The organism is Ruminiclostridium sufflavum DSM 19573, from assembly GCF_003208175.1.
GTDB lineage: Bacteria > Bacillota > Clostridia > Acetivibrionales > DSM-1351 > Ruminiclostridium > Ruminiclostridium sufflavum.
Map to the genome: position 1 here is coordinate 1 of NZ_QKMR01000001.1, position 25,275 is coordinate 25,275.

The window sequence follows — 25,275 nt, forward strand, 5'->3', positions numbered from 1 at the left end:
ATGCCAGGGAACGAATTTTTCGTAGCCAGTAGTAGTATGATTTTGTATTCACGTTGTTCTGGCTGCACCAGCCTACAACTGTCATACCACTGTTCTGGCAGTCCTGAATTATTTGAGTCCATTGCCTCCGCCTGAATTCGGTTTTGGCATCTGTGATTTTATCCATTTTCTGATAGCCTCCTCAAAATTGCTTTGGACTTTTTAGTCATTGACGAAAAACTTGAAAAAGTCTAAAGGTTCTTTGGAAGTATTATCTCAAATGAATGGTTAATGTGTAATGCGCTCTTTTATTGAGCGCTTACCTATAATAAAAAACTGCGGAACTGGGAGTAAACACACATTTCGCAGTTTTTTATTATACCTGTAAAAATATTTTTATATAAACAAACCTTAATCTTGATTTAAAAACATCGTACCACTTACTGCAGTATCAACATATTCCACTTTCACCCAGTAATATCCAGGCTGATAGTTTGTTCCATTGATTGTACGAGTTCTGGATTCACTTGTATTCCCATATGAATAAAAGTATGACATTTCCGTAGTACCATCATATAAAGCACCAGATGCATTATATAAAAGTATTACACGTATTGTTCCTGATGTGCGATTGCCAACCCCATATGTTAGAGTTTGTCCAACAGCAAAAGCCTGACCTGGTACCCCAATATCAGTTTTATCACTTGATACAACATTAAAATTACCTGACATAGCTGAACATGGTATTGCAAAGATAGAGAAGGTAATAACAAGAGCTAAAACCAAACTAGCAATACTTTTTTTCATAGACCATCCTCCTATTAAAATTTACAGGTATTCTTTTCTATATTATATATTATTTCTCATTAAATAACTATTTCCACAGGATAGTACACATAATTTCCTGATAGCGAGGCTTAGGCTTCGCTCCTTTTGTTGCTTGGTAATGAAAGCAAAATAAATAAGTTTAGAGATAAAATACAGATATTATCATAAACTAAGACCTATGATTCTTTAATTTTAAAGGTATGACATGCCCCGAAAGCGATAATGTTCCCTTCGGCAAATTTGTAAGTGCCTCTATCTCTTCTATAGGTAAGCATAACTCATCAACAATTTTTTCATTATTAAGGCTATTTTCTTCCAGAATGATTTCTACTGCTTGCTTTAACATAACCGGACTCTCAGGGATAAGCTCATCGTCAAGAGGCTCATTTGTTCTCATCTTCCTTATTGATATCTGCTTTCTTAAATATAAAATTTGGTTTTCATTTAATATGCCGAGATCTGAACATCTATAAATCATCGCTTGAATTGATACTTTCCAACGACGTTTTAAATTAATAAAATGATCTAAAGATGTAGACATAACTTCTTGTCCAAAGCTATCCCTCGGAAGAAGAAAAGCACTTGCAAATTTGTTAGCTTCTTGTTCAATTGTTTTAATATACTTTTCATCATCATAATTATGTTGATCAGAATCAATATGCAATAGTAGATGCCCAAGTTCATGAGAAGCATCAAATCTCGTTCTTACAGCACAATCCTTATCCGAACTCAAATAAATGTAAGGAGTCTCTCCCTTCCATTGAGAAAAAGCATCTATTTTTTTATCTTTAATTGAATTTCTAGCTATTACAAATCCGTTTTTTTCAAGAAGCAGTAGGATATTACTTATAGGACCTATCCCAAGCCCCCAGTTTTTTCTTACATATTCAGCTATATCTTCTATTTCATCCTGACTTAGTTCTTTCCCAGTTAAATATTTACTCATATCTGGAACATTTACAACTGGAAAATCAACATATTGATTTAAATATAAATATATTTCTTCCAGCCAATCTGTCCTTATAGTAACTTTATTTTTTCCGCTTTTCCTTGCTGCTTTTAAGCTTCTAAAAAATGTTGGGCTATAGAAAGAGATGCTCTCTAAGTTATTCGTTTGAGGTAATGGTTTATAAAAAAAAGCTACAGGAAATTCCAGAACTTCAACCATCTTTCTCAAAATTGAATGTGTTGGTTCTGAGTGTCCTAATTCGTATTGCGAAATACATTGTCTTGTAATTTCTAATGACTCTGCTAATTGTGTTGTTGTTAAATCTCTAGATATCCTAGCTTCTCTTACTCTTTCGGGAATTACTTTATTATTATTTAGCATCACCTAACATCCTCTTTCTTAGATATTCCTTAGCTGATACAATTCTTTCCTCTGTTATTTCCTCTTCTGGCACCACATCTGCTTCAGGTTCAGTCATAACAAATGGTTCAGACATTAATCTCATAAGACAATTATCTAACCATCTCCCATTTTTTTCGTCTGGTATTCCTAAATTTGAAAATGATAATCCTTTAATATATTTTCCATGTGTCAGTATTGCATAATATTGTTCACTAAAGCTTTCTTTTTCTACCAATAACGGTAATTGATTATTAAAACTATTATTAATTCTAAATTCTGCTTTTCTGGGTAGTTTTCCATTTTTATCAATTTGGCTTATTGTAAATATGAAGTTTTTAGATAAAAATTCCGTATGAAAATGGGTACTTGCCTTATTGGAAAGAATTTTATAGGTAAATGGTAATTCCCCTTCATCAATTTTACGCATAAATTCACATTCAACAACTACGTTACTAAACGAAGTTATAATATTTTTTCCAAGAACCGAACCCAAATAATCCCAATCACCTTCAAGTACCTTTACAATCTTATATGATTGCTTTATTGTTCTAACAAATTCTGTACGGATTTTCCTTGGAAAATCTTGTTCCAATAATTCTTTTCCACAAACCCTCTCCATTAACATCCCCTCCAATTAGCCATAAACTCTCATGCAAATATATTACCACATTTTTGTTAACAACGTCAATATGAAGGAAGTTTTTTTTTTATTTGTAAAGCAAACAATAAACAACACAATGGTAAAAAAAAATAGCCCCCAAAGATAACTCTGAGGGCATTATAATTAAGCCTTATTTAATTTTACAGCAAAGAAAAAGGAGACTGCCATAGTAACTAATGGCACTACCTCTTTTGCCTCCAGCTTACCAGTAGCTACAAATCCGATTAACGCCCCTACTAGGGCAAAGGTTACTATTGTTTTTACATCTATAAGCTTTGCAAATTTCTCTTTCATATAACTACTCCCCTCTCATTTTTTTATATATGTTCATTAAAAAAGAATCAAAATATGTGATTACTTTAAGTAATGGCAGCCATATATCCGGGCTTGACTGTGTACCTTTTATCAATTCCTCGGCTGTCTTAAAATTTGGAATGCCCAGTATTCCCTGACAGCACTGCAGTACCTCTTTTGCTTTTTCCTTTGTTTTAGGGCCTGCTATACCGTCCGCTGTTAAACCCGTTATCGCCTGAAATTCCTTAACATCCATATCTTTATCAACTCCTTTCAAAACGCTATCTCTTATTTGCTCTTTTTGTACGTCTGAAATTCCGTTATGCTCCAACAGCTGAACATGCCACGGTTCGTAGTCCATAGGCTTAACCAAACCGTATTTTTTCAGCTGGGCATTTGTTAATTCTTTAAACCACTCGTCTGATACATCCATCGCAATGCAAAAACAATGGTTTGATGCGCCAAATGCTGCAGCAATACACTGGCCTTTTGAGTTATATACTGCTCCGCTGGACACCTGATAATTGCCCTTACTTTCTGCTAGTTTTTGAGCATTAATAATCTTTTGCTTTTCTAAACTCCTGTATCCAGATGTACATGTACAACTTTTGCCCATATCTTTACACAGAGCATTTACCGCATCAACAAGTTTTTGAATTACATATATCTCATCCTGGTACTTAAATTTTACACTAGACATTTTTCTTCCCTCCATCCTTAAGTTGTACTAGCGCATCTTTAATCTTTACCGGCACTGGCAATCCCAATTGAGCACAATTCTCTAAAATACTTATCCCTTCATTTGCTATGTAAAAATAGCAAACAAGCGTCCGAAATATCCATTGCCCATTGCCAGATAGTCGGTCTAGCAGAACAGCTACTATCAGCACCACAAATATAACTGCTTTTCGTGCTAAACCTTTAAGTCCGATATCGCTACTTAGTTTTTTAAAGACACAGCCTTTTATAAGCCCCGTACAATAGTCCAGTGCCATGAAAGATATTAATACGCATAAGGCTGTATCCCATGCTCCAAAAAGCCACGTTAAAAATGTTGCAAGCATAGCTATCACGGTTTTAAAAATTCCTTTTTCCATATTTCTTCCTGAAGTTTTTGAGATGCAAAAAAGAGACTATCCATTTCTGAATAATCTCTCTTTGTCCTTAATTATTTAGTTTTATTGCCGCTATTCAGCATATTCCTTTACTTCAAAGCTTGATATTTTATCAAATGCTATGTATTCTTTTCTGCTTAAGAAAGGCTTAATACCATTCTTTTTCGTTAGTATATAATAAGCTTTATCAGTCCCATTTGCGCTTCCATCATACCACGTTAAAAAGCTTTGAAGTTCAACAGCTGTTAAATCATATTCTTTAATTTGCCCATTAGTCATTGTTATTTCGAGAACTGCGCTATTCCCAGTAATTACAGGCTCTGTTGGCATTGCTGAAGCTTCATTAGAATTTGGGCTTTCAACTTCATCTATTACAGCACTTACAACGTAATAATATGTAGTTCCATTAGTTACTGCTGTGTCAGTATATGTAGTCTCTGTGACATTACTTGCTATAGTTGTGTATGGGCCACCTGCTGTTGTGGCACGCTTAACATTATATATTGCTGTTCCTGTTGTTGTCGTTGCAGTCCAAGACAAATCGACTTTTGCATTTCCCGGTACTGCTGCTAAGTTAGTAGGAGCTAGTACTGAAGCAGTAGCCGGTCCCATCATTTCAAGTTCACAGATAACAAGAGACCTCATAGTACTTGTACTATAAGCAAGAGCAGTAACGTTTATTCTATATTTAATATAAGCTGTAGAATTTTGAAATGTAAATTCTTTTTTTGTACTCCAACCATTAATATCCGTTCTTTGATCTAAGACAATCCATTGACTTCCATCCCAGCCTTCAAAAGTCCAATTTTTAGGAGAGTTTTCATCAAGATATAAATACGGGGTAATAGTGTATTTTGTTATAACTTGTGAGGTTGGAAACTCATATGCTAACCATCCTGTTTGAGCATAATTATTTGTCATCCACGACTTTCCCGCTCCAATCCCTCTATCAAAAGCTTTCCAGTCCTGCCAGTTAGCATCACTATTACTAGATGTAACTATACCGCTAGGCTCTGTATTGCTAGTCATTACTGGTATTAAATTTTCAGTATACTGCTGCTCTTCAGCAAAACTAACACTACACATAACTGCCATCATAGCAATAAACACTACAATAAAACTTAATGACTTACTAAAATTTTTCATTTAAATTTACCTCCTAATTAATATTTTTTAAATTATACTTTAAAATACATATAATTATAAGTCTGATAATTTATTGAAAATAAAAGTATAATTAAAAGTTAACAACTAAATGGCACTTAAAATCTCTGCCTTTTCAGCTTCTGTCAGAGCTACATAATCACCCAAAATTTCCTCTGCCGTTTTGCCCTCAGTTTCCATCCTGTATTTTACTGCATTTACAAATATATTTTTCTTCCACGTTGGCACTTATATCGCACCTCCTATCAGAGCTGCTATAGCAATATTTAGGTCGCTCATTTGTTGCTGTAATGACTGCGTTTCTGATTTCCCTAGTAGGTCCCTTTTATCAGTTTCCTGAGATATATCAAAAATGTCTCCTACAAAAAACTTTTCTTCATTTTTGGTAAACCCTATTTTATTATCAACATAAACTGCATCGTAGTTAAGTACTTTAAATGTAGCTACCTCCAAATTTATACCAGCTAATTGCGTGTTCTGTCCTATAATCTCATTATCAGATACCCTTTTCACATCTTCTACAATACTGAAAATTTCATTATCACCGTTTTTACAAACGACTGCCATCATAGTAACCACCCTTTCTTTTAAGCCCTAATAGCTCCGCCATTATTCGTTTGTTCTGCGATATCGCCGGTTGGCTGTGTGCCTCTTTTGCCTATAATGCCAGCATTACTTGCCGTCAGAACAATATTATTCCCTGAACCACCGTTATCACCAGACAGGATATTGTTGTTGGCTGCGCCTATAGCATAATTTATATTGCTAACATTACAGTTAAGTATATTTCCACTAAATGCATAAGCCCAAATACCATAACTACCAGTTACATAGCTTACTGGTGCTACCGTGCAATATTGCACAATAAATAGATTGCTTCCGCTTATAAAGCGTATAGAAAATCCTCCGTTGGTTGCATATGTTGTTTTTATTCCTTGCAGCAAAAAACTATTAGCACAATTATGTCCCTTAACCAATATTTTACCGGTTATTATGTAATTTACACTATCAGCTAGGCTGTTAGCTCCAATTATTCTTATGCCTCCTTGTCCAGAATGCCCACTAACAGTAATATCTTCGTTATATGTTCCCGGTGCAATAGAAACAAGGACATCGTGGTTTACTATTTGTGGTATAGCATTAATTGCTTTGCTTATGGTTAAAAATGCATGTGCAGAATCATTGGCAGAGCCGTCGTTTAAGTCTGAGCCATCTGTCCGAACGTAATATGCTATATTATTTGTAGTTTTAAAAGGTACCCGGTTAATAACAGTAGCGTTTAATACCGACAAATCATTTGCTTTAGCATAATAACCCGGTAGTTGTCCGCCTAATCTTTCAGCATCATCTACTATCCCGCTATTATCTGTATCATATACACTCTTTGTCATGTCCCCTGCACCGGTACCGTCAATTCCTTTCGGTATTCCAAAATCAAATATCGGTTCTGTGTCAGGACTTCCGGAATGCCTACTCACTGTAGCTGTGTTTCCTGGTTGTAAAGTTGTTACTGTACCGATTTGTATGTTAGGTACTGCGCCGGTATCTCCTTTATCACCTTTTTTGCCGACCAATTTCCAGCGGTCGTTTTCTTCTTGCGGATATTCTGGCGGTGCATAGCCTTGCGACTCCAATATAGTACCATCCGTATTCTCTTTTAACATATAAGAGCTGCCAAAGTAACTTACTATGTTGTTTGTGTGGTAAACAGTAATAGGATTGTATTCGCCGTAATGCTTAGTGTTGGCGTATCTGAGCTGCCTATTTACTTCGTTTACTTCTCTTTGTGTCTCTGCCACTTCCCGGCCAGACTCGGAATTTAATACATTCTCAACATCACCTTGTACAAGCTCAAAGCCGTTATTTATTTTTTGGTATTCATCCTTGATTTTGTTTTCTCCGTAAAGATTGCAGTATTTATTCATATTGATTCAGCTCCTTTCTTAATTTATTTACAACGTAAAAAGCACCCTCGTGTGAGAGTGCTTTTAAGATATCATATTAATTTTTAGTTATTCATTTTTTAATTTAATCTTGATTTCACCGTCTGTACTGAGGCTCAATTTTGTTAAATCCACATTAATCTCAAGTTCCTTCCAATCGGTAGGCAGCTCATATGCCAATTCGCCTCGCAGCTTTTTACCTGCGGCCAAAGCCCCATCTAGAGTATTGATATCAGGGTTCGCCATCTGAGCTGAAATTGATTCATTTATTGAAAAGCCATCCTGATATGCGTTAAACATCAATAAAGAACTTATTGTATAATCTTTACTTGATATATTCTCTATTAGAAGTGTTACAGCAACAAATTCTTTGCCATCGGCTGGTGTGTTAAATTCGCTTCCTTTTGGCCTATTTAAAGATTCTAAAGATACTCTAAAATTTTTTGTTTCTATACTATCGTTAGGTTTAGTAATAATGTTTTCTTTATCGCCCTCTTGTTCCTTTTTCTTAGGCTCTTCCTTCTGATTTTGAGATGTTACTTTTGCTTGAGTAATAGCGGCCTTATCGGCGTCATCTCCCAAGTTAACCAAAACGGCAATTAAAATTACAACCGCAGCAACCCAAAACCACCAATTTTTTAATATTGACTTTTTGTTTCTAGCACCACATTGCGGGCACTTTTTCGTTGATGATGCGATTTCTGCCTTGCAGGTTTTACAATTAACCAATTTATCCATAACCCTAGCCCCTTCTTTTTTTACTCTATTCTAGCATTAAAAGAAATTTTTTACAATTAGTTTTATCTTGTAACAAAAAACGCAATATTAATCAATGCACACGGATGTTTAGCCCCCTTTTTATGATAGTTATTTAAATTATATATTGATTATGATACCTCAATAAGCCCATAATTCGCCAACTGATTCATTATACCATTCACTTTAGCGATAACATCCGATAATGTCGCAGAGCCATTTAATAGTGCTGCGGATTGTTTCGCTATTGCATCTTTTCCGAAAAATCCTATTGCACTGGAGCTTCCACCTATTTTTACCGTAGCAGAACCGCTTGTATCAAATGTTCCATATATCTTTGTTATTACGGATGGATTTCCTATATATATTTTATTACCGTTGGATGCATTAATAAGCAATCCGTCATAAGACAGTGATATATCGTTTACAAGCATTCCATCTTCGTTATAAAATCTAATTTTCCCGCCATTATCATCAGTTCTTAGCGTTAACCTATTAGTATTATCTGTATCATACTGCTTGATTTCGGCATAATAACCGTTTGGAACTATTTCGGTTCTGCTGTCGCTTATAGAAGAGCTTGTTTTAAAGCTTACCCCTGATAGGGTACCGCCTGCTATTTTATCTGCGGTTAATGTACCGTTTATATTGGCACTATTTACTTTTAAATTTTGTGCAATTACATTAGTAGTAGATAATGTGTTATTAGTAATTGTTGTTACAGCACTCTCAGCTCCGGACACTTGCCCGAAACTGATAGTCGCAGTAGGATCTAACGTTACATTCCCGCCTGCCCCGACATGCAGTTCTTCTATTTGTGCCGTTTTTATTTTGGCATTTGACGTATCTATATTTTCTGCGTATACAGTACCGCTAAACACACCATCTACGGCTTCTAGTGTTCCGTTAAATTTATACTTACCCGATACCGGGTCAAAGTATATCTTATCTACACCGCCCACTTTAAAGGTTAACTGGTCGCTGTTTAAGACAACCTCGGAGCTGCCGTCAGACTTCTTTATATTCAGTCCGTTTGCACGTCCTACTGTTACGCCATAATAAGGCTTATCCTCTTTTATGGTTGTTTTGCTTAGGTTCTCTACCTTTCGTGTCAGAGTTCCCTTAAATTCGGCTTGCTGTTCGGCGGCTGCCTGCGCTGATAACTTTCCGCTTAATCCGCCTCCAAAGGTTATTCGGCTGTTTAGTATCAGTGTGCTAAATGAGGCTGTTCCTTCCCAGTTAAAATTTGCAGTATTCCAAGGGATAGGTACTTCACTCCATACCGGCGCAGGAGTTTCGAAATAGGTTACGTTTATCCTATCTCCTGTTTCAAGGTACGGATAGCAACGCCACCGCATGTCATAAGGTTTGTATGAGTAGCCATTAAGAGCGGCGAATATAGTATTCAGCATTGCCTCAGTCACAAATGGGTTGTAAAATCTCAGTGTCTCTGACTCATCGCCGGTTCCGACTTCCAGGTATTCACCATCATCGTTATAGGTTACTACTATACGGGTAATGGTTTTGACTTCTCCATCGTGTGACAGGTTACTGTAATCCGCAGGTGTAATCGATTCTAATGCGGCATCATCTTTGTTGAACTTCACAAAGCCTAATTTACCCTCTTTTGTTATCTTCGCACATGCTCCATGAGAGGAGGCTATATACCGGATAACCTCAGATATTGTGTAATCGTAATTAAAAGGTATCATATATCCTGAATTTATCTGAAGCCTGCTGTCTCTGCTAATACCTAACTGGGCACATATGTCATTCATCACCGCATCCATTGCAGCCGGGAATTCAAGTGTTGTTTCATAGGCCTGATTGGCCATCATAAGCCTATCGTAGCAGGTGAATTTCCATGTACCTTCGCTGAATTTCCGACCGTCAATGTAAAATTCGCCCAGCGGCATCCACTCTGAATATTCCCCTTCCCAGTTGAAATTTGCATTCATCCACTCCACATTAGCATTTTTCCATTCAACATCCAGCCCTAAACGTATATATGGCTGTACCTTTGCATTTTTGGCTAATACATCAGCCGTTCTTATAGTGCAGGTAAGTATAGACGATATAGCAGAGCCTATTTCCAAACTTTCTCCTGAGCATATACTATCGTCAATTTCAAACTCAACTATTTCCGCACCGGTATAATCTATACCATTTATAACTATCTTTGCATCAAGTGTCCGGTTCTCGGTTTTAAACAAGCTCTTATATAAATCCGGTATGTTGTACAAGGTAATCCCTCCTATTTTTCTGTTAGTGTAACTTTTAAATCTTTCCAGTAAATTTCTCCGTTTTTGGATAGTGCAGCCGGGCATGGGCGATTACCGACATAGAATGTTTTGGTTATGTATGTCCCCTCCATTGGGTCAGGGTAATAAAACTCAAAAAAGGTATTTGACATTGATTGCAGCAGAGTTGCTAAAGTAGCCCATTTTAAAAGTCCCCAGGACATGTCTATTTGCCTTTTTACGGCTATTCTATCCCTGTGTAATATACCATCAGCTGTTCTTACTGTGGTGCTCCCATCGTCAAGGTCCATAGGTGTGACAGAAAACTCTTTAGGTGACTCTGCTATGTTAACGCCATTTATTTTTAATATCATGAGCCAGTCACCCTCCTAAGTCAAAATAAGCTGTCTGCCAGTTTGCTTTGACGCTGTGTTCACCGCATTTGCTGCAACTCTACCAAATTCTATCTCTCCCACTTTTAATACCGGGTTAAGGTTAATATTTTTAAGTAGTTCAACGATTAGCATTAATGCGTTTACAACTTCCTGGTTACTTCCCCCCAGCATTTCCTGAAGCTTGCTGAGAGGACTTACAACCTCTGGGTCTGCTACTGCATTACGGTTATCACCGACCATTGCCAGAGTAGGTGCGGAAACCAAACCACCGTTTGCAAGTTTCGGTATTTTGGGAATATTTATGCCGAACTCCTTGCCTCCTATTCCGGGAACCCAGTCAGGCATATCAAATTTAACCGTATTAAGAGCACCAATTAAGACGTTTAGCCCGTCAATGATAAGGTTTATAGCACCTTTAAAAATTCCCACAATTCCGTCGAAGATTCCACCAAAGAACTCCTTTATGCCTTTCCATGACCTTTCCCAGTCGGCTGTGAATACTCCTGCAATAAAATCTATTATGCCTCTCAATGCCTTTATGATACCTTTGACAACATCAGAGATAATCGCTACAGCGGTACCGACAACATCTATGATACCGTTAAATACTACCGCCCATTTAGGCCCCAGCTCAGCAATTAAAAATTTAAGTACCGGCTGTATAAATTTGTTATATATATCAAGTGCAGCTGTTATTAGCGTACCAACGAAATCAGTTATCTCCTTGACTAAGCCTTTTAAATGCTTCTCCCATAACCAGCTTAGTGTACTTAATATGTTGTCCCAAATAGGCTTCAAGAAGGATGTCCAAAACGTTTCAATTATGCCTGTTACGTTTGTAATCATTTCCTTTAATCCGCTGAAAATTGAAACTCCCCAGTCATCCCAAAAGCTTCTTAAAATGTCCAGTATTCCAATTACCATCGTTGATACGACGTTTAGTCCTGGCTCTACTCCCTGTTCCCATAGCATATCAAATATATGCTTTACACTGTTAAACAGGGTTTGAAATAAGTGCATAGCTTCTTCAGCAAATTGTGATATCATCGGCAGGCCATCAGAAACAAACCATAATAGTATAGGTTCTACCACTTCAACCCTTAACCCATCAAATACCTTACGAGCAGAATCAAGCAGGCCGGCAAACACATCTGTTACCGTGAGGATAGCTGTTTTTATGTTTACTGCAAAATCCCCGACAAACCACTGTTTTAATGGTTCGCCGATAGCTTTAAAATAGCTTAGTGTATTTACAATTGAATCTTTCCACCCATTAAAAACAGGCACTAGCTGGGATGCGGCAAGCGATATGACAGGTGCGAAATTATCAGCAAAAAAGTCTTTAACTTCACCGGCTATTATTTTAAGCTCTTTAAACGCATCCATTATCGCTATTACCGGCTTAAGCTGACTTGGGTCAATTGTTACTCCTGAATCTGTATTTTTTCCTAAATCCATGTTACCCATATCCGCCATACCGCTTGCCGCATCAGAAGCATTACTTGCAGCAGCCTGAGTCAATACGTTTAGCTGGTCAAAACCACTCAATGCTCCTTTTACATCTTTTCCTGCCTTTTTAGTTGCTTTGCCGGCATCTGAAACGGCACTGCGCATTTCTTCTGTAGATGCAGATGCTGTATCTGCCGCAGAACTTACGGAACCACCCGAAGCATCCCCAAAGAGCATAGATGTAAATGCCTTAAAATATTGAGCTGCAATCTGCAGTTTTTGTATCAGGAGATTTAGTCCACGAATCACCGGTGCAAGAATATTTATAAAACCGGCTCCCATTGTCCCTTGAAAGATTTTCCACTGCTCACCGAGTAACTTGACCTGATTCGCCCAACTTCCGGATGTCCGGGCGAAATCGCCCTGAGCATCTTTGCTGACAGATAAAAGATAATTGTACCTAAGTAATGTCTGTTCTGCCTGAGTCATTTCCTGATACTGCTTCTTTATACCTTGTGTCAAAGCATACGCTTCCATATTGGCCACCGACATATTAATGCCAAGCTGCTTAAGCGGTTCAGTCTCTCCACTTATGCCCGACCTGATTTTTTCAAAAGCATCATCATTAGATAAGTTATAAAAGGAGGCCATGTCAGCCGATAACTCTGTGAGCTTCTTTGACATACCTTCCATCTGAGTGCCGGCTAATCCGGAGCTTTTCATCATAGCACCCAGGGTGGAAGAATATTTCTTCGCAGACAGCTCTGACAAGCCGAATCCCTGCAGCATAGTCTTAGACCAATTGTTAATATCTGCGGCCATACCTCCAAAGGTTACATCAACAACATTCTGTACCTCGGAAAGATTAGACGCAAGCTCAATTGAGCTCTTACCGAATTCAACAATCTTCCCCACAGCAAACGCTGCGGCTACAATCCCGCCTAATTTCTTAAAAGCACTTCCTACCATGTTTGTGGCATTATCGGCAATGCCGCCTAATTGCTTGTTGAATTGGTTATAATTAATTCCCAGGTCAAGACCTATCTTACCAACACTATCCTCTGCCATTGCCATCACCTCCAAACATCTGTGCAAACACTACCTCAAAATTTTTCATTTTCTTATCAAGCTGCTCCTTATTTTCAAGCTGCTTGTTGGCCGTTCTCAGCCGCCAATCGTTGTAAATCTTTCTTTGTGCCGACGTAAAGCCTTTTATAACTTTACGGTCCTTCTCTGACCGAATAGTAACTATGCTGCCTAATGGAGTTTCAGGCATTAATCCAGCCACTAAAGTACAAAATTCTTCCCAAGGCATATCCGTATGCTGTCGTATTCTAATTCCGTATTGGGCAGCAAGACTAGCCTCAATTAAATGCCAATCCTCTCTCAGGTCATAAAATGACTCATCATTACTATTCTTGAAATCGTGCAGCAGCTTCCTCATATTCTACCCCTTGTACAGCGGCCATTATAGCAATTGATAATACCTTAAAATTTGCAATGGGCATATTGGCAACGTCTAATTCTTTCGCTGCTTGTTCTCCCAGTGCTATTAATATAGCCTCAACCATGTTTTCGCTGGTTCCCGATACTGCTAATTCCTCAAATTTGAGTACAGTAGACATTCCATCATTTACAGGGTAATTTCTGTCCCCAATTTGAATAACCGGTTTTTCGCTTATTAGTTTATCTGTAATATTAATAACTTTTGACATCGTTTAGTCTCCTCTCATAAATAAAACAACCAGCCGCATTTAAGCAGCCGGCGTGAATACTGGAAGTCCATCGCTTAATAGTTCAAACTCCAGATTATCGATATTTGTACTATCTCCACCTGCAGGCGTTGTCAGATTGATTACGCAATCCATTGTGAGCTTTGCCCCTGAGGGGAATTCCCACTCAAATTTACTTTCTACCTCCTGGCCTGTACCTAATAGCAGGCCGCCGATGTAATCATTTCCGGGATCTCCATAGTGGCGCTTTCCGGAAAAACTAAATGTTAGCCCCTTGCCGGTTACTGCTCTCCTAATCCAGCCTGCGGTATCCATAGGTGTCCATTCTTCGGTGTTACCATCAATGGACGGGCTGAAGGTTTCAAGGTCTTTTATTACCAGCATTTGTTCTGTTGTTGAAGCTCTGCCGGCAGTACCGATTTTAAACTTATTGTTATGCACGGGAAAAACCCCTGTTTCTGGCATATTTAATCACCATTCCTTTCATAATAAATTACTGTTTCAATCACAAATTCATAAATATTTTTATCATCTGTGCCTATGCCCACCGGTTCAGAGGTACGCATACCAAAATGAATAACCCTTGTTCCGTTTATAACAGGTTGCTGTCCGAACATGCAGTTATATACCTCTTGTGCTTTTTGCTCAGCCACATCGGCATATTTGCCCCAGTGAATCAGTATAGATATTGCTTTTGTTGCATAGCCCGTACATTCCAAGCCTCCAATTGCAATATTAGGAACAGGCCCGGCTACGCTATAAACGCCAATACACTGTTCTTTACTGCCGTCAATCTTCCCGATATACCAGTTAGGACAAGTTATCTGCGTTTTTAGCCAGTCCTTTACTTCAGCCAATGTCAATGTCATTTAACTACACCCCCGGTCAGCTTTCTGTATAGTTTCCTAAAGGCTTCTTTTGCAAAATTCCTTTTAGCACCGTCAATATACGTTTGCAGCCATTTGCCCTGAGCACTTGCATTTTTGTCAGTCCTAAAATCATATTCAGGATGCCAGTACAAGCGTCTTGCGTATGGAGTATCATAGCCCAGTCTTGTTTTGCCCTTACTTAATTTTGACGTATCAATAAATGCACTACGCTCCAGCTCACCTGCCTGCTTCGGTACCATAGCCGATAATGTGACATCAGACTTAACAGCTTCTGCGGTCATTTCAAGCGCCTGCTTTTGTGCAGTGCTCAATCTGCCAATAGCAGCATGATTCATTTTTACATTTACTTTAATAGCCATCAAATCAACTCCAGTTCAGTAGAAAATACAGAGCCATCAGGATTATAAGGACGGGCTGTCCGAAATATGGCATTTTTCTTTTCCCCAAACATAACATATCCGGATATCTCTTTATCCGGATAAATATCGCCTTTAAGAATAACCTTGCCGGCCAGAGTAACCAATCTGCGCTCACTGTCTAGTACCTGCTTTGTTTTATCATCATAGCAGCACTTACCGTCAAAGATTAGTTCCTCTGATATCCCGTTTTCGCCTGTCGTTTCCTGATAGACTTTAACCGGTGTAACAAGTATCCAATCCGGAAAAGGTAGCTTCATGATTACAACCTCCTATCCATAAGTCCTGTAGCTTTAATCAGGTTTGTTACTTCCTCAGAAGTTTTTATTCCCCCTGCTTCAACCGGTTTAAAAGAAAGGCTAATACTTCCTGCAGAGTATCCTGATACCGGCATATTGAGATAGGGACCATACTGGTATTGGAAGTCTGCATGAGCGCATACAGCCTTTTTTACCCTATTCTGCTGAAAATCTGTTAACTCATTGATTCCAATAGCTATGATACGGTTAAAGGTCATACTGTCAATTTGATCTGAAGCTTTTTCAAGCTGCCGGTTAATGTACTCATCAGGTATGATATTCCCACCGTATGTATCTTTGTAGTAATCTGCAGTTACGTATGCCATATTTACTCACCGGCTTTCTTTTTTGCTTCCTGTATCTTTTTAATAATACCGTTGATGCTTGTTGAATTACCTATGTCTATGTCGTTTTCAATGGCATAGGCTTTTAATTCATCAACCGATAAGCCCATAAATTCGTCGTTTAATTCGGAATCCTTCTTAGATTCTTCCTCAACTGTGTATCCGTGGGTTTTAAACCACTCAATTAAATCTGTGTCAGATGTTTCACCAATCCCTTTTGCAAAGCCAACACTTGCTGAAATGCCGGTATACTGCTTATTTGGTGCATGAATCTTAGCCATTTAGCTACCTCCAATCCTACTTAACTTTAATTTTTCTGAATACTCCGGCCGCTTTTGTTGCTTTCAATGCAATAGCGGCTGTCATTTCGACTTCACCTTTCTTTACTGCACCTGATGTTGTAAAATCAGGAAGCCAGGTATTAATAGGTGATTGACCTGCCATTGAAACGGCATGTAAACCGTCAAGTCCCAATCTGGCAACATACAATGATGTTGTTCCTTCAGTACCGTCAGTAGCAATTACATCATCATTGCTTCCTGCTTTTGCTCCTAAATCAACAAACGGAATGTTCCCATATGACTCAACCTGAGTTCCGAAATCATTCTTGTTGGTCATATACATACCTGCGCGTCTCGCACACGCTCTGAGCTTTGCTATTAATTTTGCATTACCCCCGATAAAACCGGGTACTCCATCAAGTCCAGACAAAAATTCATCCAGCATGTCAAGAAACTGCATGTAATTTGTAGTAATCGCTGCAGACGTTGACAGGTCAATAACCGTTCCGGAGCTTCCAGCATTATACTCGGTCGAACTACCGACAAGAGCTTTTTCAAGTCCATCAAAAGCATTTGCATCAACGCCGCTATCTCCGTTAATAAAAGTATCGTTAAATAATGCATTCGCTGCCTTAATCTTTTGTGCCTGCTGTAGATCAATCTCATTTACGATGCCACCCATATTTGCGATAATACGGTCAATTTCGTAAGAGCCACCAAATACCTTCAGAGTTGTATGGAATAATTCTTTTTCAACTGTCTGTGGCGAGTACTCACTGTTCACTGCTCTGAATCCAGCTGTGGGCTGTGTTTTTAATCTTGCGTAAGAATACGTCATTGTTGCACCGCCGCCTACAGGAGATACAACATCATCAAAGGTGATGTTATCCATAATCCAACTGGATTTTCTGAATTCATCAATCACCCCTGACTGTAAATCGTCCTGTACATTTTTACTTGCTTCTGCCAATGTAATAGCCATTAAATATCATCTCCTTAAAAATAATTAGGTTTTTTGTGCTTGCTGGGGCTGTTGGGTTTGTATCTTTGCAGCAATAGCATCTTTCAGGCTTAACCTCTGTCCCTGCTGTTGCTGCTGCTGATCAACTCCCACCTTGAATCCTGGCTGCTGTGTCTGCGGACCTTCAGGCTTAAACAGAAAAGCTTTTGTATCTTTAAGACTCTTCAGTTGTTCATCCAGACCGACAACTTTATCACCATCAATTACAAGTTTGGTCTTGTCAACCAATCCAGCTGCCAGAGTATCGTCATGTACCTTGCCTGTCAAAGCTATCTTAATAGCATTGGTAAGGGCCAAATCCTTCATGTCAGCTTCGTACTTCTCCTTATTAACCTTGTTTTCACCCTGAAGCTTTTCAATCTCGGCCTTCAACCCCGCAGCATCTACTTTTTTTAGCTCTTCGATTTGTGTATCACGGGTTTGAATATCTTTTTCGGCTTGTTTCTTAGCTTCGTTGACTTCATCAAAACGAGTTTTAGGTATATAGGTTTTGAGTTCCTCCGCGGATGCCGCTGCCGCTTTTGTTGCCTGCTCCTCGGTTATCCCGAGTGCAATAAACTGTTCTTTTGTCATAGTATTTCATCCTTTCATCTACATTTTTTATCCTGGTCTTGACCAGTGATGAACTGTTCTTTATCGTCTGCAGTAACTAAAAGACGGAAAAATAAAAATCCTTAATTTCGACGTGCTACTTATAAGCACTTCTTTCTCTGCTATAATCCCTTTTGAGATATGTATTATCTTTCAAATGCTGTCTTAATGCTCCCTGCCACTCCTGAACTTTGTAACCATACTTATTTACATTCTCAGTATCAATACTTCCAGCTTCAAGCCTTTTATATTTCCGTATATTGTTTTCAATAGTTCTCTGTCTCTGTTCGGCTTCATACCTTGCAAGTGCGGTTTCATCCGAAACTAGTTGCTTTGGTAGCTCTGTAATGCCTGGGAAAAATATCGCCCTTGAGTGTCGGCAATTGGGATGGAATAGTCCGGCAGCAATAGCCACAGATAAAAGCGTATGTTTTCCATCAGCCTTCCCGGAAGAATATACATCATCAATCAAAACTTTGCCTTGCCACGGTAAACACAATTCGCAGGTATTGCCATGAGCCGTGATAACTACAAGATGCAAATCCCATTCATCCATTTTTTCGCCTTCACCCAGCATTGTAGCCCTGTGGCTTGCAGTCCTTAGTGACATCTCTGCCCAGGAGGCAACATTAACCATTTTACCGTCTTTGTACTGGATGCAGCTTATGCCTTGTGCTAGGAAATCCTTTGTAGCCATATCCACGGCTTGACTTATAGTAACAGCGCCGGTACTTTGATAAATCTGAGCCTTATAGACCGTTTGCCGATAAACATCATCCATCTTTCTAAGAACGGCATTCTGAGCTTTACGCATATCTTGCCTAACAACCTTTTGCAGGGCTTCGAGCTTCTTTTCATTCACTCCAAAAAAGGTATCAGCGCCGGTTGCTTTAGGGAGAGTGGCGGCAGCATCAATCACACTTTGTGCACCACCTAGGGCTGCGATTTCCCTGTTCGTATACTTTTGTAACAGTTCAGGGTCCACCCCCTCCTCGGGTGTTTCTATTACAAACTGTTGTATGCGCTCAATTGCCTTTTCTACTTTCTTTTCGCCATTTTTAAAGCTGTTTGACAGGGCATCGTTTATCAGGTCGTCTATTTCCTTGCTATAGCTACCAATTATTTTTTTATTGGCTTGCCGGTATTTGTTCAGTTCCCGGAGCTTACTAAGCTGCCACTGCTCCCAGTCGAATCCTTCTTTCAACTGTTCTCCCTGGTGCCTTAAAAAGTTACGCCTTTGGGACCGAATAAGGTCAAGGGCCATATCATCAAATATTTTTCGGATATCGTAATTATCTGCTATTATCTCTCACCCCTTATATTGCGTTATTATCTTCAAGAATGCTTCTTGCCTGAGAATCGGTCATGCCAAATGAACTTGTTACTAAAGCAATTGCAGCGGCACTTGATATCTCCCCGGCCTTAACTGACCTTACCACTGCTAACAGACTGGCCATCTGTGCGCCGTTAAGGTTTAAAGACTTAGTACCTTCTATATTTCCGGTTTCATCATCTGTTATGTCACCATCCTGCCCAGCTACGCTCGGCTCATCCATTACCGCGGATTGTTCGGCTTTTAACCTCGCAACCTCTGCTGCTTTTTCCTCGTCAGTCCATGTATCCCCGTATAACTCCTCAACACAGCGCTCAATTGACATTATGCCGAATGACTTAGCTTTTCCCACGGTCTCCACCACAGTGTCAAAAGCAGGAGAAGCATACTCCCCAAACGTTACTGCAGCTTCGTATTCTCCTGCATTTTTTTCGGACATTGTGTCATATACTTTTAAGACCGTATTGACCAACTGCGGTATAACCTCATTCAGGGCATCAATTATTTTCCCCCTGGTGTACAATGTAGCCTTTTCCTTTTCCCTTTGCGCCTCGGCATTTTCAGTCTTTTTCAGGTCAATACCGAGAGTGGAAGGACTTATTATCCCCTGCAAGCAAACATCAAGTATTGAGGCATAGCTGGCAACAAAAGCCTCATACATAATCTGAGGCTGAACAGTATTAATCTGACTCTTTGCATCTTCAGAGAAGCTGCTGCCAATAGCAATAAACTGATTATCAAACGGATTCGGTTTTAATAAAGCACCTGTTTCCGGGTTCTTCGGTATCAAATCTTCCGGAATATACTTCTGCACCCTGCCTGATCTGACTGCATCAACCCACTGTGAAATTACTTCGTCCAGAGCGTCAAAATCATCCGACTTGCCGCCGTCAAATATTGACTTGCCCCGGCCTTGCCATTTAGGGGACTTGAAAAACATCAGCGGTACTGCCATGATAAAATCACCGGTAAATGTAATATCCTGCAGAGCTGCTGTCTCAGATACCATATTTAGCGATACCTCTTTGCCGAACGAATCATAGAGCTTATACCGGATATATCCTTTTCCGTAGGTTTCAGCAAGCCGGTACTCCTTTTCCTTGACCGCATAGTCCGTATAAAATATAACCTCCTGCAGCCGTCCGCGCTTGTATGTATAATCAACACGCTCTCCGGAATAAAACTCAATCATGGGATATTCCGTTATGTCTGTATCAACCGTTATCTTAAAGGCTCCATCACCTTCAATAAGGGTATCTGTTATCGCTTCACCCAGGAGCTTATCAGCTTTATTATCCTTACTGATTTCGTTCCAGAGCTCTGTGTCAGGTTGATTCTTTAACTCAATGCTGTCCATATCTGCAATAACAATATCAGACAACCTATCTGCAATCATGGCCGGCAATCCGGAATGTATTTTTCTGATTGAAAGTCCGTCACTGGGTACAGCTGCCCAAAAGCGACCTTTGCTAACAGGATCAAGTGCAGTTTGTTTAAAAAACTGTTCAAGCTCTGACGGCTCACCACGATACCACAGCCTATTACGTAGGGCATTTGTCTCAAAGGATGATGACTCTCTGACAATAATATTTCTGTTTTCCAGTGCCGGTTGTATTTTAAGTATCTTAATAGCTGCCTTTGTAATCATATCTCTCACCCATCCCATCTATCGTGCCTCCTTGTAATTCCCTATCTTAGTTTTAAACGGTATCCAACCATATTGACTGGCGTTAATGGTGTGGTCGTTTGCATCTTCCGGCTCGTATTTATCTTCCTTCCAGCTGTAGCTTTCAAGCTCACCGATGTGATGCAGACAGCTATCAACAACCTCATAGAACACAACCCCGTTGCAGTCAATCCAGCCCAGCATAAGATGTATACGGTCAATGATCGTAATCTTTTTGTAGGCATTCAGGAAGTTGTACACGCAAGCGTGCTCCCGCTTATATTTATTAAGCTCGGTAATAGTTGCCTGATCAGCGCTGTCGATAAATGTGTCACGAGCAAAACCCCATTCCTTCCGATTTCGTTCCAGAAATGCAAAAAACCTCGGTGCTATGTCCGAAGGTGCCAGGGGTATTGTTAAATCAGCATTATTATATACTTCCTCGCTTAGGACAATGCCTTTACCCTTATCAGTAATGCCGAGATAAATAAAAGCGAATGTATCAGGGCTTTCCTGACTGTATGAAGTATCAAGGCCGGCCGAAAAGTAAATATACTTGTATTTCTTTGCCCGCTCCCTGTTGATAACATTCTTTTCTCTTGTAAAGTTGCCAAAAATAAGGCCGGTAGCTCTGCCCCTCAAGCCCTGTATCTTGTTCTTATACAGCTTTGTACCCTTCGGCACATTCATGATGATCTGCGCTATTTTTTCTTTACTCAGTCCTAAATTATGCGTAAAAGAAAAGAACCAGTGTACCCAACCGGGCTTTGGTTCTTCTTTTAACATGCTTCTGATTTCTACAGGCGTTTCCTTTTCCCACTCAGGAAGAGGCCTGCTGCAGTTTATATATTCTTTGTACACAGGCAGGTTAGGATCATCAGGATTGAGTGTGGCCATTACATAATCGGCACGCATGGCTGCTTCTCTTACGAAATCAATGTCGGCTATGTTTATTTCATCTATGTAAAGGCATCCGTATTGACCACCCAGCGCCTTTTGCCATTTCTTTTTATCAGCATAACCCATAACATAGACTATCTTATCACCGTTACTCGTATGGTAAACGATATGCGGTATCTTTTCATCTTTAGAGCCGTTACCGTTGTACTCTGTAAGTACTCCGAAGTCATCTATAATTCCGAGGTCTTTGTTAATGATATTCTTTTCAGCAGTACCGGTATCTTTGGCGGCTATGATATGATATTTCTTTGCGCTCTCAGCCACCCTGAGCATGAACTTGAAAATTCCAACTGTCGTTTTGCCGGCCGCTGTGGTGCCCTCTAAGAACTCAACCGGAGCAGTGTGCCGGATAAAGGCTTTGTATTTGTCAGAAAGTAATAATGTTTCCTTGCTCAAATGCTACTCACCTCGCATCTGGGCTATAATGCCGTCAAGCTTGCTCTTTTCCTCGTCCATTACTGATACCTCCACTTTATCTTTAAACATTCCAAGGTGCTTACCGAGCAGCTCCAGAGACTTAACCTTATCATTCATCCTTACTTCACGCTCGGTAGTCTCTCCTGAATCGCTAAATGACTTTTTCACTTTTACAGAAAGTATTGCAGCTGTATCATCATCATTTGCTGCACTGTTTACAGTTGCGCTTTCAAAGTCTATTACATCTGCCGGGTTAACAAAAGCAATCCTCGCAAGCTCATTTACTATTCTGTCCTGACTTATGCCCAATCGCCGAGAGCGTTCAGCCAGTGCAGCATCTATACGTGCGCGAACACTAACATTTGCTAATAGCCTACTACCTTGCTCATTTGCTGTTTTTGTACTATATCCTGCCCTGATTGCCGCCTGAGTGGCATTTAGGTCAATCAGGTACTCCTGTACAAACATTTCTTGCTTTGCTGTTAATTTAGCCATTCAGGCTCACATCCTTTCAAACGCATTAAAAAAGAGCCCGAAGGCTCAATTTCATTCATAGTTAAAGCTCCGTTGCTAGCGGAGCTATTAAAAAGGAGTTTAAGAAAAAGGAGGTAAAATCTATATGAAAAAAACTTATGTATTTATATTAACTCCCTAATGTGAATAAAAAACACACAAACAATGAATTTTATGTGAACTCCTTATTAATAGGCTCATAAAAAAGCAGCTGCCACAAATGACAACTACTTTTTCAGTCCCTTTGATATTAAATTTTATTAGGGTAAAAAATACCCTCTATATATAAGGTCAAAAAACGCCCTTTTGACAACCTAAAAGGTTTACATTTTAAAAAATATTTTTTAATTTCTGCAGTTTTTTTCTTGATATTCTTAACAATTTGTATACTGCTTGCCTGCTAATACCTAACTCTTCGGCTACTTCCACAACCTTTTTATCTTCTAAGTAATGCAATCGAACTACTTCACGCTGGCGGTCAGTTAATGAAAATTGCATTGCAACCTTAAGCAACCGCTTCATCCTTTTAATATTTTCTGCATTTGTAGCCGCCTTATCCATATATGAATCCAATGTATAAAGGCTCTCAAGCCTATCTTGAGTTCTGCGTGAACGTTTCACTTCTCCACCAGCTCCTGTCATAGTAGTTTTCTACTTCTTTTGTCACGGTTTTCAGGTCACTCAGCATTGAATTTAAAGGCTTAAGCCTTTGCCTAAGCTCCTCTAATTCTCCTTCACGAATAAGGCTATACGGTTGAAGGGCCAGCTCTCTTTTATGAATACTAAGTTCATCAATTCGCTTACTAAGTAATTTAAGTGATAGTTTGTATTCCTTCGCCAGCTCCTTCACGTTATTATCCCCCTCAATATTGTCAAAAATTTTTACAATATACTAATCCCCTCCTGCCTTTGCCTTCTCTATTCTAGCCCTAAGCGCAGACATAAGCCTGTCCTGTGTAGCCCCTTTGTCCTCCAATGCCGCCATAACATCCTCATCAACTCCGCCCTCGACTGCAAGATGATGAATTATAACCTTTTGGGTTTGTCCTTGCCGGTGGAGTCTTTTATTAGCCTGCTGGTATAGTTCCAAAGACCAATTAAAGCCAAACCATATAACGTGATTCCCTCCGTCTTGTAGGTTTAGTCCATAAGCAGCTGAAGCAGGGTGGGCAAGTAAAATATCTATCTGCCTGTTATTCCAATCAGTTTCCTCCTGCGGTGTCTTAAGCTCCCTGACTCTTAATCCTGATTTCACCAATGCCTTTTTTATCCGGATAAGGTCATGCTTGAAATTATAAAAAACCAGTGCCGGCTGACCGTTCAGGCCTTCCACAAGTTCCATGAAAGCCTCAATTTTGCAGTTATGTATCTCAATAGGCTCTTTATTTTGGTCATACACGGCACCATTGCATAATTGCAGTAATTTATTTGTCAGTACTGCAGCCGTTCCTGCATCAATCGTGGTTTCATCGACCTCAAGCAGCATCTCACTTTCAAGCTTTTTATATGCAGCTTTTGCTTTATCATCAAGTGCCACATGTACCGTAACCGAAATACAATCAGGCAGCTCCAGATAGTCCTCTGCTTTCATGCTAACGCATATGTCACCTAATAGCTGCTGTATGACTTCTTCAGCTCCGGGCTTCGGCATGTATGAAAATACATGATCCCTGTCTCTCTGATCAGGGTCGAAATATCGCTCCCGAAAGTGAGTTATTTTCTTACCCAATCTTTCGCCCTCATCAAGCAAATATACTTGTGCCCATAAATCCATTAATCCGTTTGGCGCCGGTGTGCCTGTAAGTCCGACAAAACGGTTTATATGCTTTCTTACCCAAGTTAGGGACTTAAACCTTTTTGCCTGCGGATTCTTAAAACTGCTGAACTCATCAGCAATTACCATGTCAAAAGGCCAGGAGTTCCGGTAATAGTCTACAAGCCAGGATACGTTTTCCCTGTTAATGACGTATATATCTGCCGGTGTATTTAGTGCTTTGATGCGTTTTTTCAAGGTGCCCAATACCGGAATAACTCTCAGCAGCTTCAAATGGTCCCACTTTGCAGCCTCTTTGCTCCAAGTTGCCTCCGCTACTTTCTTTGGTGCTATTACAAGCACTTTACTGACAACGAACCTGTTATATTTTAAGTCGTTAACTGCTGTAAGGGTTATAACCGTTTTGCCAAGTCCCATATCCAGGAAAAGCCCCAATGCCTGGTCAGTCAGTAATCTGTTAATGCAATATCTTTGATATGCATGGGGTATGTATTTCACTTTGCATCGCCCTTTCGTATGCTTTCAAGCTTCCCAACCATTTCAATGAGTTCATCCACCCTTTGCTTGCTGTCTATTACCTGCACCCAAAACCCTAACTCACTTATCTTTTTTTGCTGCACTTGCTGTAATGCCGTAGACTTTTTACCGGGTGCTTTCAGTTCCACAAAAATTGATACCCCATGCTGCAGCAGTATCACCCTGTCAGGCACTCCTGCATTACCGGGGGATATAAACTTATAAGCCTTGCCCCCTATATCCTTGATTCTTTTTACAAGATATGATTCTATATCTTTTTCTCTGATTTGACTTTTCATGTTTAACCCTTTCTTCCAGCATTTTTTTATTTGTTACCTCGTAACCC

The 25,275-nt window shown here is 39.5% G+C and carries 33 protein-coding genes; all 33 read right to left on the reverse strand.

From position 1 onward, the window contains the following. A partial coding sequence (gene tnpA / locus LY28_RS19785) for an IS66 family insertion sequence element accessory protein TnpA (protein WP_422784975.1) occupies window positions 1-166 on the reverse strand: 166 nt, incomplete at its 3' end. Between the two features lie 224 nt (window positions 167-390). Next, on the reverse strand, window positions 391-786 hold the full coding sequence (locus LY28_RS00010) for a hypothetical protein (RefSeq protein WP_110460118.1): 396 nt from the start codon (window positions 784-786) through the stop codon (window positions 391-393). Between the two features lie 190 nt (window positions 787-976). Then, the gene (locus LY28_RS00015; protein ID WP_110460119.1) at window positions 977-2,137 is read right to left on the reverse strand and encodes a helix-turn-helix domain-containing protein; all 1,161 of its coding nucleotides are present in this window, start codon (window positions 2,135-2,137) and stop codon (window positions 977-979) included. Then, window positions 2,127-2,777 (reverse strand): hypothetical protein, encoded by a 651-nt coding sequence (locus tag LY28_RS00020; RefSeq protein ID WP_110460120.1) that lies wholly within the window; start codon window positions 2,775-2,777, stop codon window positions 2,127-2,129. Before LY28_RS00020 ends, LY28_RS00015 begins: the two co-directional genes overlap by 11 nt. Window positions 2,778-2,942: 165 nt before the next feature. Next, window positions 2,943-3,113: a hypothetical protein gene (locus LY28_RS18965; RefSeq protein ID WP_165835440.1), complete on the reverse strand. Its 171-nt coding sequence runs from the start codon at window positions 3,111-3,113 to the stop codon at window positions 2,943-2,945. Between the two features lie 4 nt (window positions 3,114-3,117). Next, complete coding sequence (locus tag LY28_RS00025) at window positions 3,118-3,813, reverse strand: D-alanyl-D-alanine carboxypeptidase family protein (protein WP_110460121.1); 696 nt, start codon at window positions 3,811-3,813, stop codon at window positions 3,118-3,120. Next, entirely contained in the window at window positions 3,806-4,210 is a 405-nt protein-coding gene (locus tag LY28_RS00030; protein WP_110460122.1) for a phage holin family protein, read from the reverse strand. Before LY28_RS00030 ends, LY28_RS00025 begins: the two co-directional genes overlap by 8 nt. Window positions 4,211-4,300: 90 nt before the next feature. Beyond that, window positions 4,301-5,374 carry a fibronectin type III domain-containing protein gene (locus tag LY28_RS19430; protein WP_242981097.1) on the reverse strand — a complete coding sequence of 358 codons (1,074 nt, stop codon included), beginning with the start codon at window positions 5,372-5,374 and terminating at the stop codon, window positions 4,301-4,303. 105 nt (window positions 5,375-5,479) lie between these two features. Continuing rightward, window positions 5,480-5,620, reverse strand: coding sequence for a hypothetical protein (locus tag LY28_RS18970; protein ID WP_165835441.1), 141 nt, complete (start codon window positions 5,618-5,620; stop codon window positions 5,480-5,482). Continuing rightward, window positions 5,621-5,962 (reverse strand): hypothetical protein, encoded by a 342-nt coding sequence (locus LY28_RS00040; protein ID WP_110460123.1) that lies wholly within the window; start codon window positions 5,960-5,962, stop codon window positions 5,621-5,623. Between the two features lie 17 nt (window positions 5,963-5,979). Further along, window positions 5,980-7,317 carry a hypothetical protein gene (locus LY28_RS19315; RefSeq protein WP_207658038.1) on the reverse strand — a complete coding sequence of 446 codons (1,338 nt, stop codon included), beginning with the start codon at window positions 7,315-7,317 and terminating at the stop codon, window positions 5,980-5,982. 87 nt (window positions 7,318-7,404) lie between these two features. Next, the gene (locus LY28_RS00050) at window positions 7,405-8,073 is read right to left on the reverse strand and encodes a DUF5067 domain-containing protein (protein WP_110460124.1); all 669 of its coding nucleotides are present in this window, start codon (window positions 8,071-8,073) and stop codon (window positions 7,405-7,407) included. A 149-nt stretch (window positions 8,074-8,222) separates the two neighbouring features. Then, window positions 8,223-10,334, reverse strand: coding sequence for an S-layer family protein (locus LY28_RS00055; RefSeq protein ID WP_110460125.1), 2,112 nt, complete (start codon window positions 10,332-10,334; stop codon window positions 8,223-8,225). A gap of 11 nt (window positions 10,335-10,345) precedes the next feature. Beyond that, window positions 10,346-10,705 carry a DUF6711 family protein gene (locus tag LY28_RS00060; RefSeq protein ID WP_110460126.1) on the reverse strand — a complete coding sequence of 120 codons (360 nt, stop codon included), beginning with the start codon at window positions 10,703-10,705 and terminating at the stop codon, window positions 10,346-10,348. Between the two features lie 15 nt (window positions 10,706-10,720). Next, on the reverse strand, window positions 10,721-13,243 hold the full coding sequence (locus LY28_RS00065; protein ID WP_110460127.1) for a phage tail family protein: 2,523 nt from the start codon (window positions 13,241-13,243) through the stop codon (window positions 10,721-10,723). Further along, a complete protein-coding gene (locus LY28_RS00070; RefSeq protein WP_110460128.1) occupies window positions 13,230-13,619 on the reverse strand; it encodes a Gp15 family bacteriophage protein in 390 nt (129 codons plus the stop codon). Before LY28_RS00070 ends, LY28_RS00065 begins: the two co-directional genes overlap by 14 nt. Then, on the reverse strand, window positions 13,588-13,890 hold the full coding sequence (locus LY28_RS00075) for a hypothetical protein (protein WP_110460129.1): 303 nt from the start codon (window positions 13,888-13,890) through the stop codon (window positions 13,588-13,590). Before LY28_RS00075 ends, LY28_RS00070 begins: the two co-directional genes overlap by 32 nt. Window positions 13,891-13,929: 39 nt before the next feature. Next, window positions 13,930-14,349: a phage tail tube protein gene (locus LY28_RS00080; RefSeq protein ID WP_340162522.1), complete on the reverse strand. Its 420-nt coding sequence runs from the start codon at window positions 14,347-14,349 to the stop codon at window positions 13,930-13,932. A gap of 26 nt (window positions 14,350-14,375) precedes the next feature. Next, window positions 14,376-14,777, reverse strand: a complete 402-nt coding sequence (locus LY28_RS00085; RefSeq protein WP_242981099.1) for a phage tail terminator protein — start codon at window positions 14,775-14,777, stop codon at window positions 14,376-14,378. After that, window positions 14,774-15,157 (reverse strand): hypothetical protein, encoded by a 384-nt coding sequence (locus LY28_RS00090; RefSeq protein WP_110460131.1) that lies wholly within the window; start codon window positions 15,155-15,157, stop codon window positions 14,774-14,776. Before LY28_RS00090 ends, LY28_RS00085 begins: the two co-directional genes overlap by 4 nt. Continuing rightward, window positions 15,157-15,474 (reverse strand): hypothetical protein, encoded by a 318-nt coding sequence (locus LY28_RS00095; RefSeq protein ID WP_110460132.1) that lies wholly within the window; start codon window positions 15,472-15,474, stop codon window positions 15,157-15,159. Before LY28_RS00095 ends, LY28_RS00090 begins: the two co-directional genes overlap by 1 nt. Before the next feature lie 2 nt (window positions 15,475-15,476). Then, the gene (locus LY28_RS00100; RefSeq protein ID WP_110460133.1) at window positions 15,477-15,839 is read right to left on the reverse strand and encodes a head-tail connector protein; all 363 of its coding nucleotides are present in this window, start codon (window positions 15,837-15,839) and stop codon (window positions 15,477-15,479) included. Between the two features lie 2 nt (window positions 15,840-15,841). Continuing rightward, the gene (locus LY28_RS00105) at window positions 15,842-16,138 is read right to left on the reverse strand and encodes a hypothetical protein (protein WP_110460134.1); all 297 of its coding nucleotides are present in this window, start codon (window positions 16,136-16,138) and stop codon (window positions 15,842-15,844) included. Window positions 16,139-16,154: 16 nt separating this feature from the next. Next, window positions 16,155-17,120 carry a major capsid protein gene (locus LY28_RS00110; RefSeq protein WP_110460135.1) on the reverse strand — a complete coding sequence of 322 codons (966 nt, stop codon included), beginning with the start codon at window positions 17,118-17,120 and terminating at the stop codon, window positions 16,155-16,157. A 24-nt stretch (window positions 17,121-17,144) separates the two neighbouring features. Next, window positions 17,145-17,732, reverse strand: coding sequence for a phage scaffolding protein (locus LY28_RS00115; RefSeq protein ID WP_110460136.1), 588 nt, complete (start codon window positions 17,730-17,732; stop codon window positions 17,145-17,147). A 115-nt stretch (window positions 17,733-17,847) separates the two neighbouring features. Continuing rightward, window positions 17,848-18,954 (reverse strand): phage minor capsid protein, encoded by a 1,107-nt coding sequence (locus LY28_RS00120; protein WP_422784974.1) that lies wholly within the window; start codon window positions 18,952-18,954, stop codon window positions 17,848-17,850. A gap of 112 nt (window positions 18,955-19,066) precedes the next feature. Further along, window positions 19,067-20,749 (reverse strand): capsid protein, encoded by a 1,683-nt coding sequence (locus LY28_RS00125; RefSeq protein WP_242981102.1) that lies wholly within the window; start codon window positions 20,747-20,749, stop codon window positions 19,067-19,069. Continuing rightward, window positions 20,750-22,105: a terminase gene (locus LY28_RS00130; RefSeq protein WP_110460138.1), complete on the reverse strand. Its 1,356-nt coding sequence runs from the start codon at window positions 22,103-22,105 to the stop codon at window positions 20,750-20,752. A gap of 3 nt (window positions 22,106-22,108) precedes the next feature. Then, window positions 22,109-22,621, reverse strand: a complete 513-nt coding sequence (locus LY28_RS00135; protein ID WP_110460139.1) for a terminase small subunit — start codon at window positions 22,619-22,621, stop codon at window positions 22,109-22,111. A gap of 348 nt (window positions 22,622-22,969) precedes the next feature. Next, a complete protein-coding gene (locus LY28_RS00140) occupies window positions 22,970-23,281 on the reverse strand; it encodes a sigma-70 family RNA polymerase sigma factor (RefSeq protein WP_110460140.1) in 312 nt (103 codons plus the stop codon). Beyond that, window positions 23,232-23,489 (reverse strand): hypothetical protein, encoded by a 258-nt coding sequence (locus LY28_RS18920; RefSeq protein WP_133250163.1) that lies wholly within the window; start codon window positions 23,487-23,489, stop codon window positions 23,232-23,234. Before LY28_RS18920 ends, LY28_RS00140 begins: the two co-directional genes overlap by 50 nt. A gap of 42 nt (window positions 23,490-23,531) precedes the next feature. Next, a complete protein-coding gene (locus LY28_RS00145; protein ID WP_110460141.1) occupies window positions 23,532-24,911 on the reverse strand; it encodes an SNF2-related protein in 1,380 nt (459 codons plus the stop codon). Next, complete coding sequence (locus LY28_RS00150; protein ID WP_340162523.1) at window positions 24,908-25,228, reverse strand: PDDEXK family nuclease; 321 nt, start codon at window positions 25,226-25,228, stop codon at window positions 24,908-24,910. The genes LY28_RS00145 and LY28_RS00150 overlap by 4 nt, the downstream gene beginning before the upstream one ends. Between the last annotated feature and the right edge of the window lie 47 nt (window positions 25,229-25,275).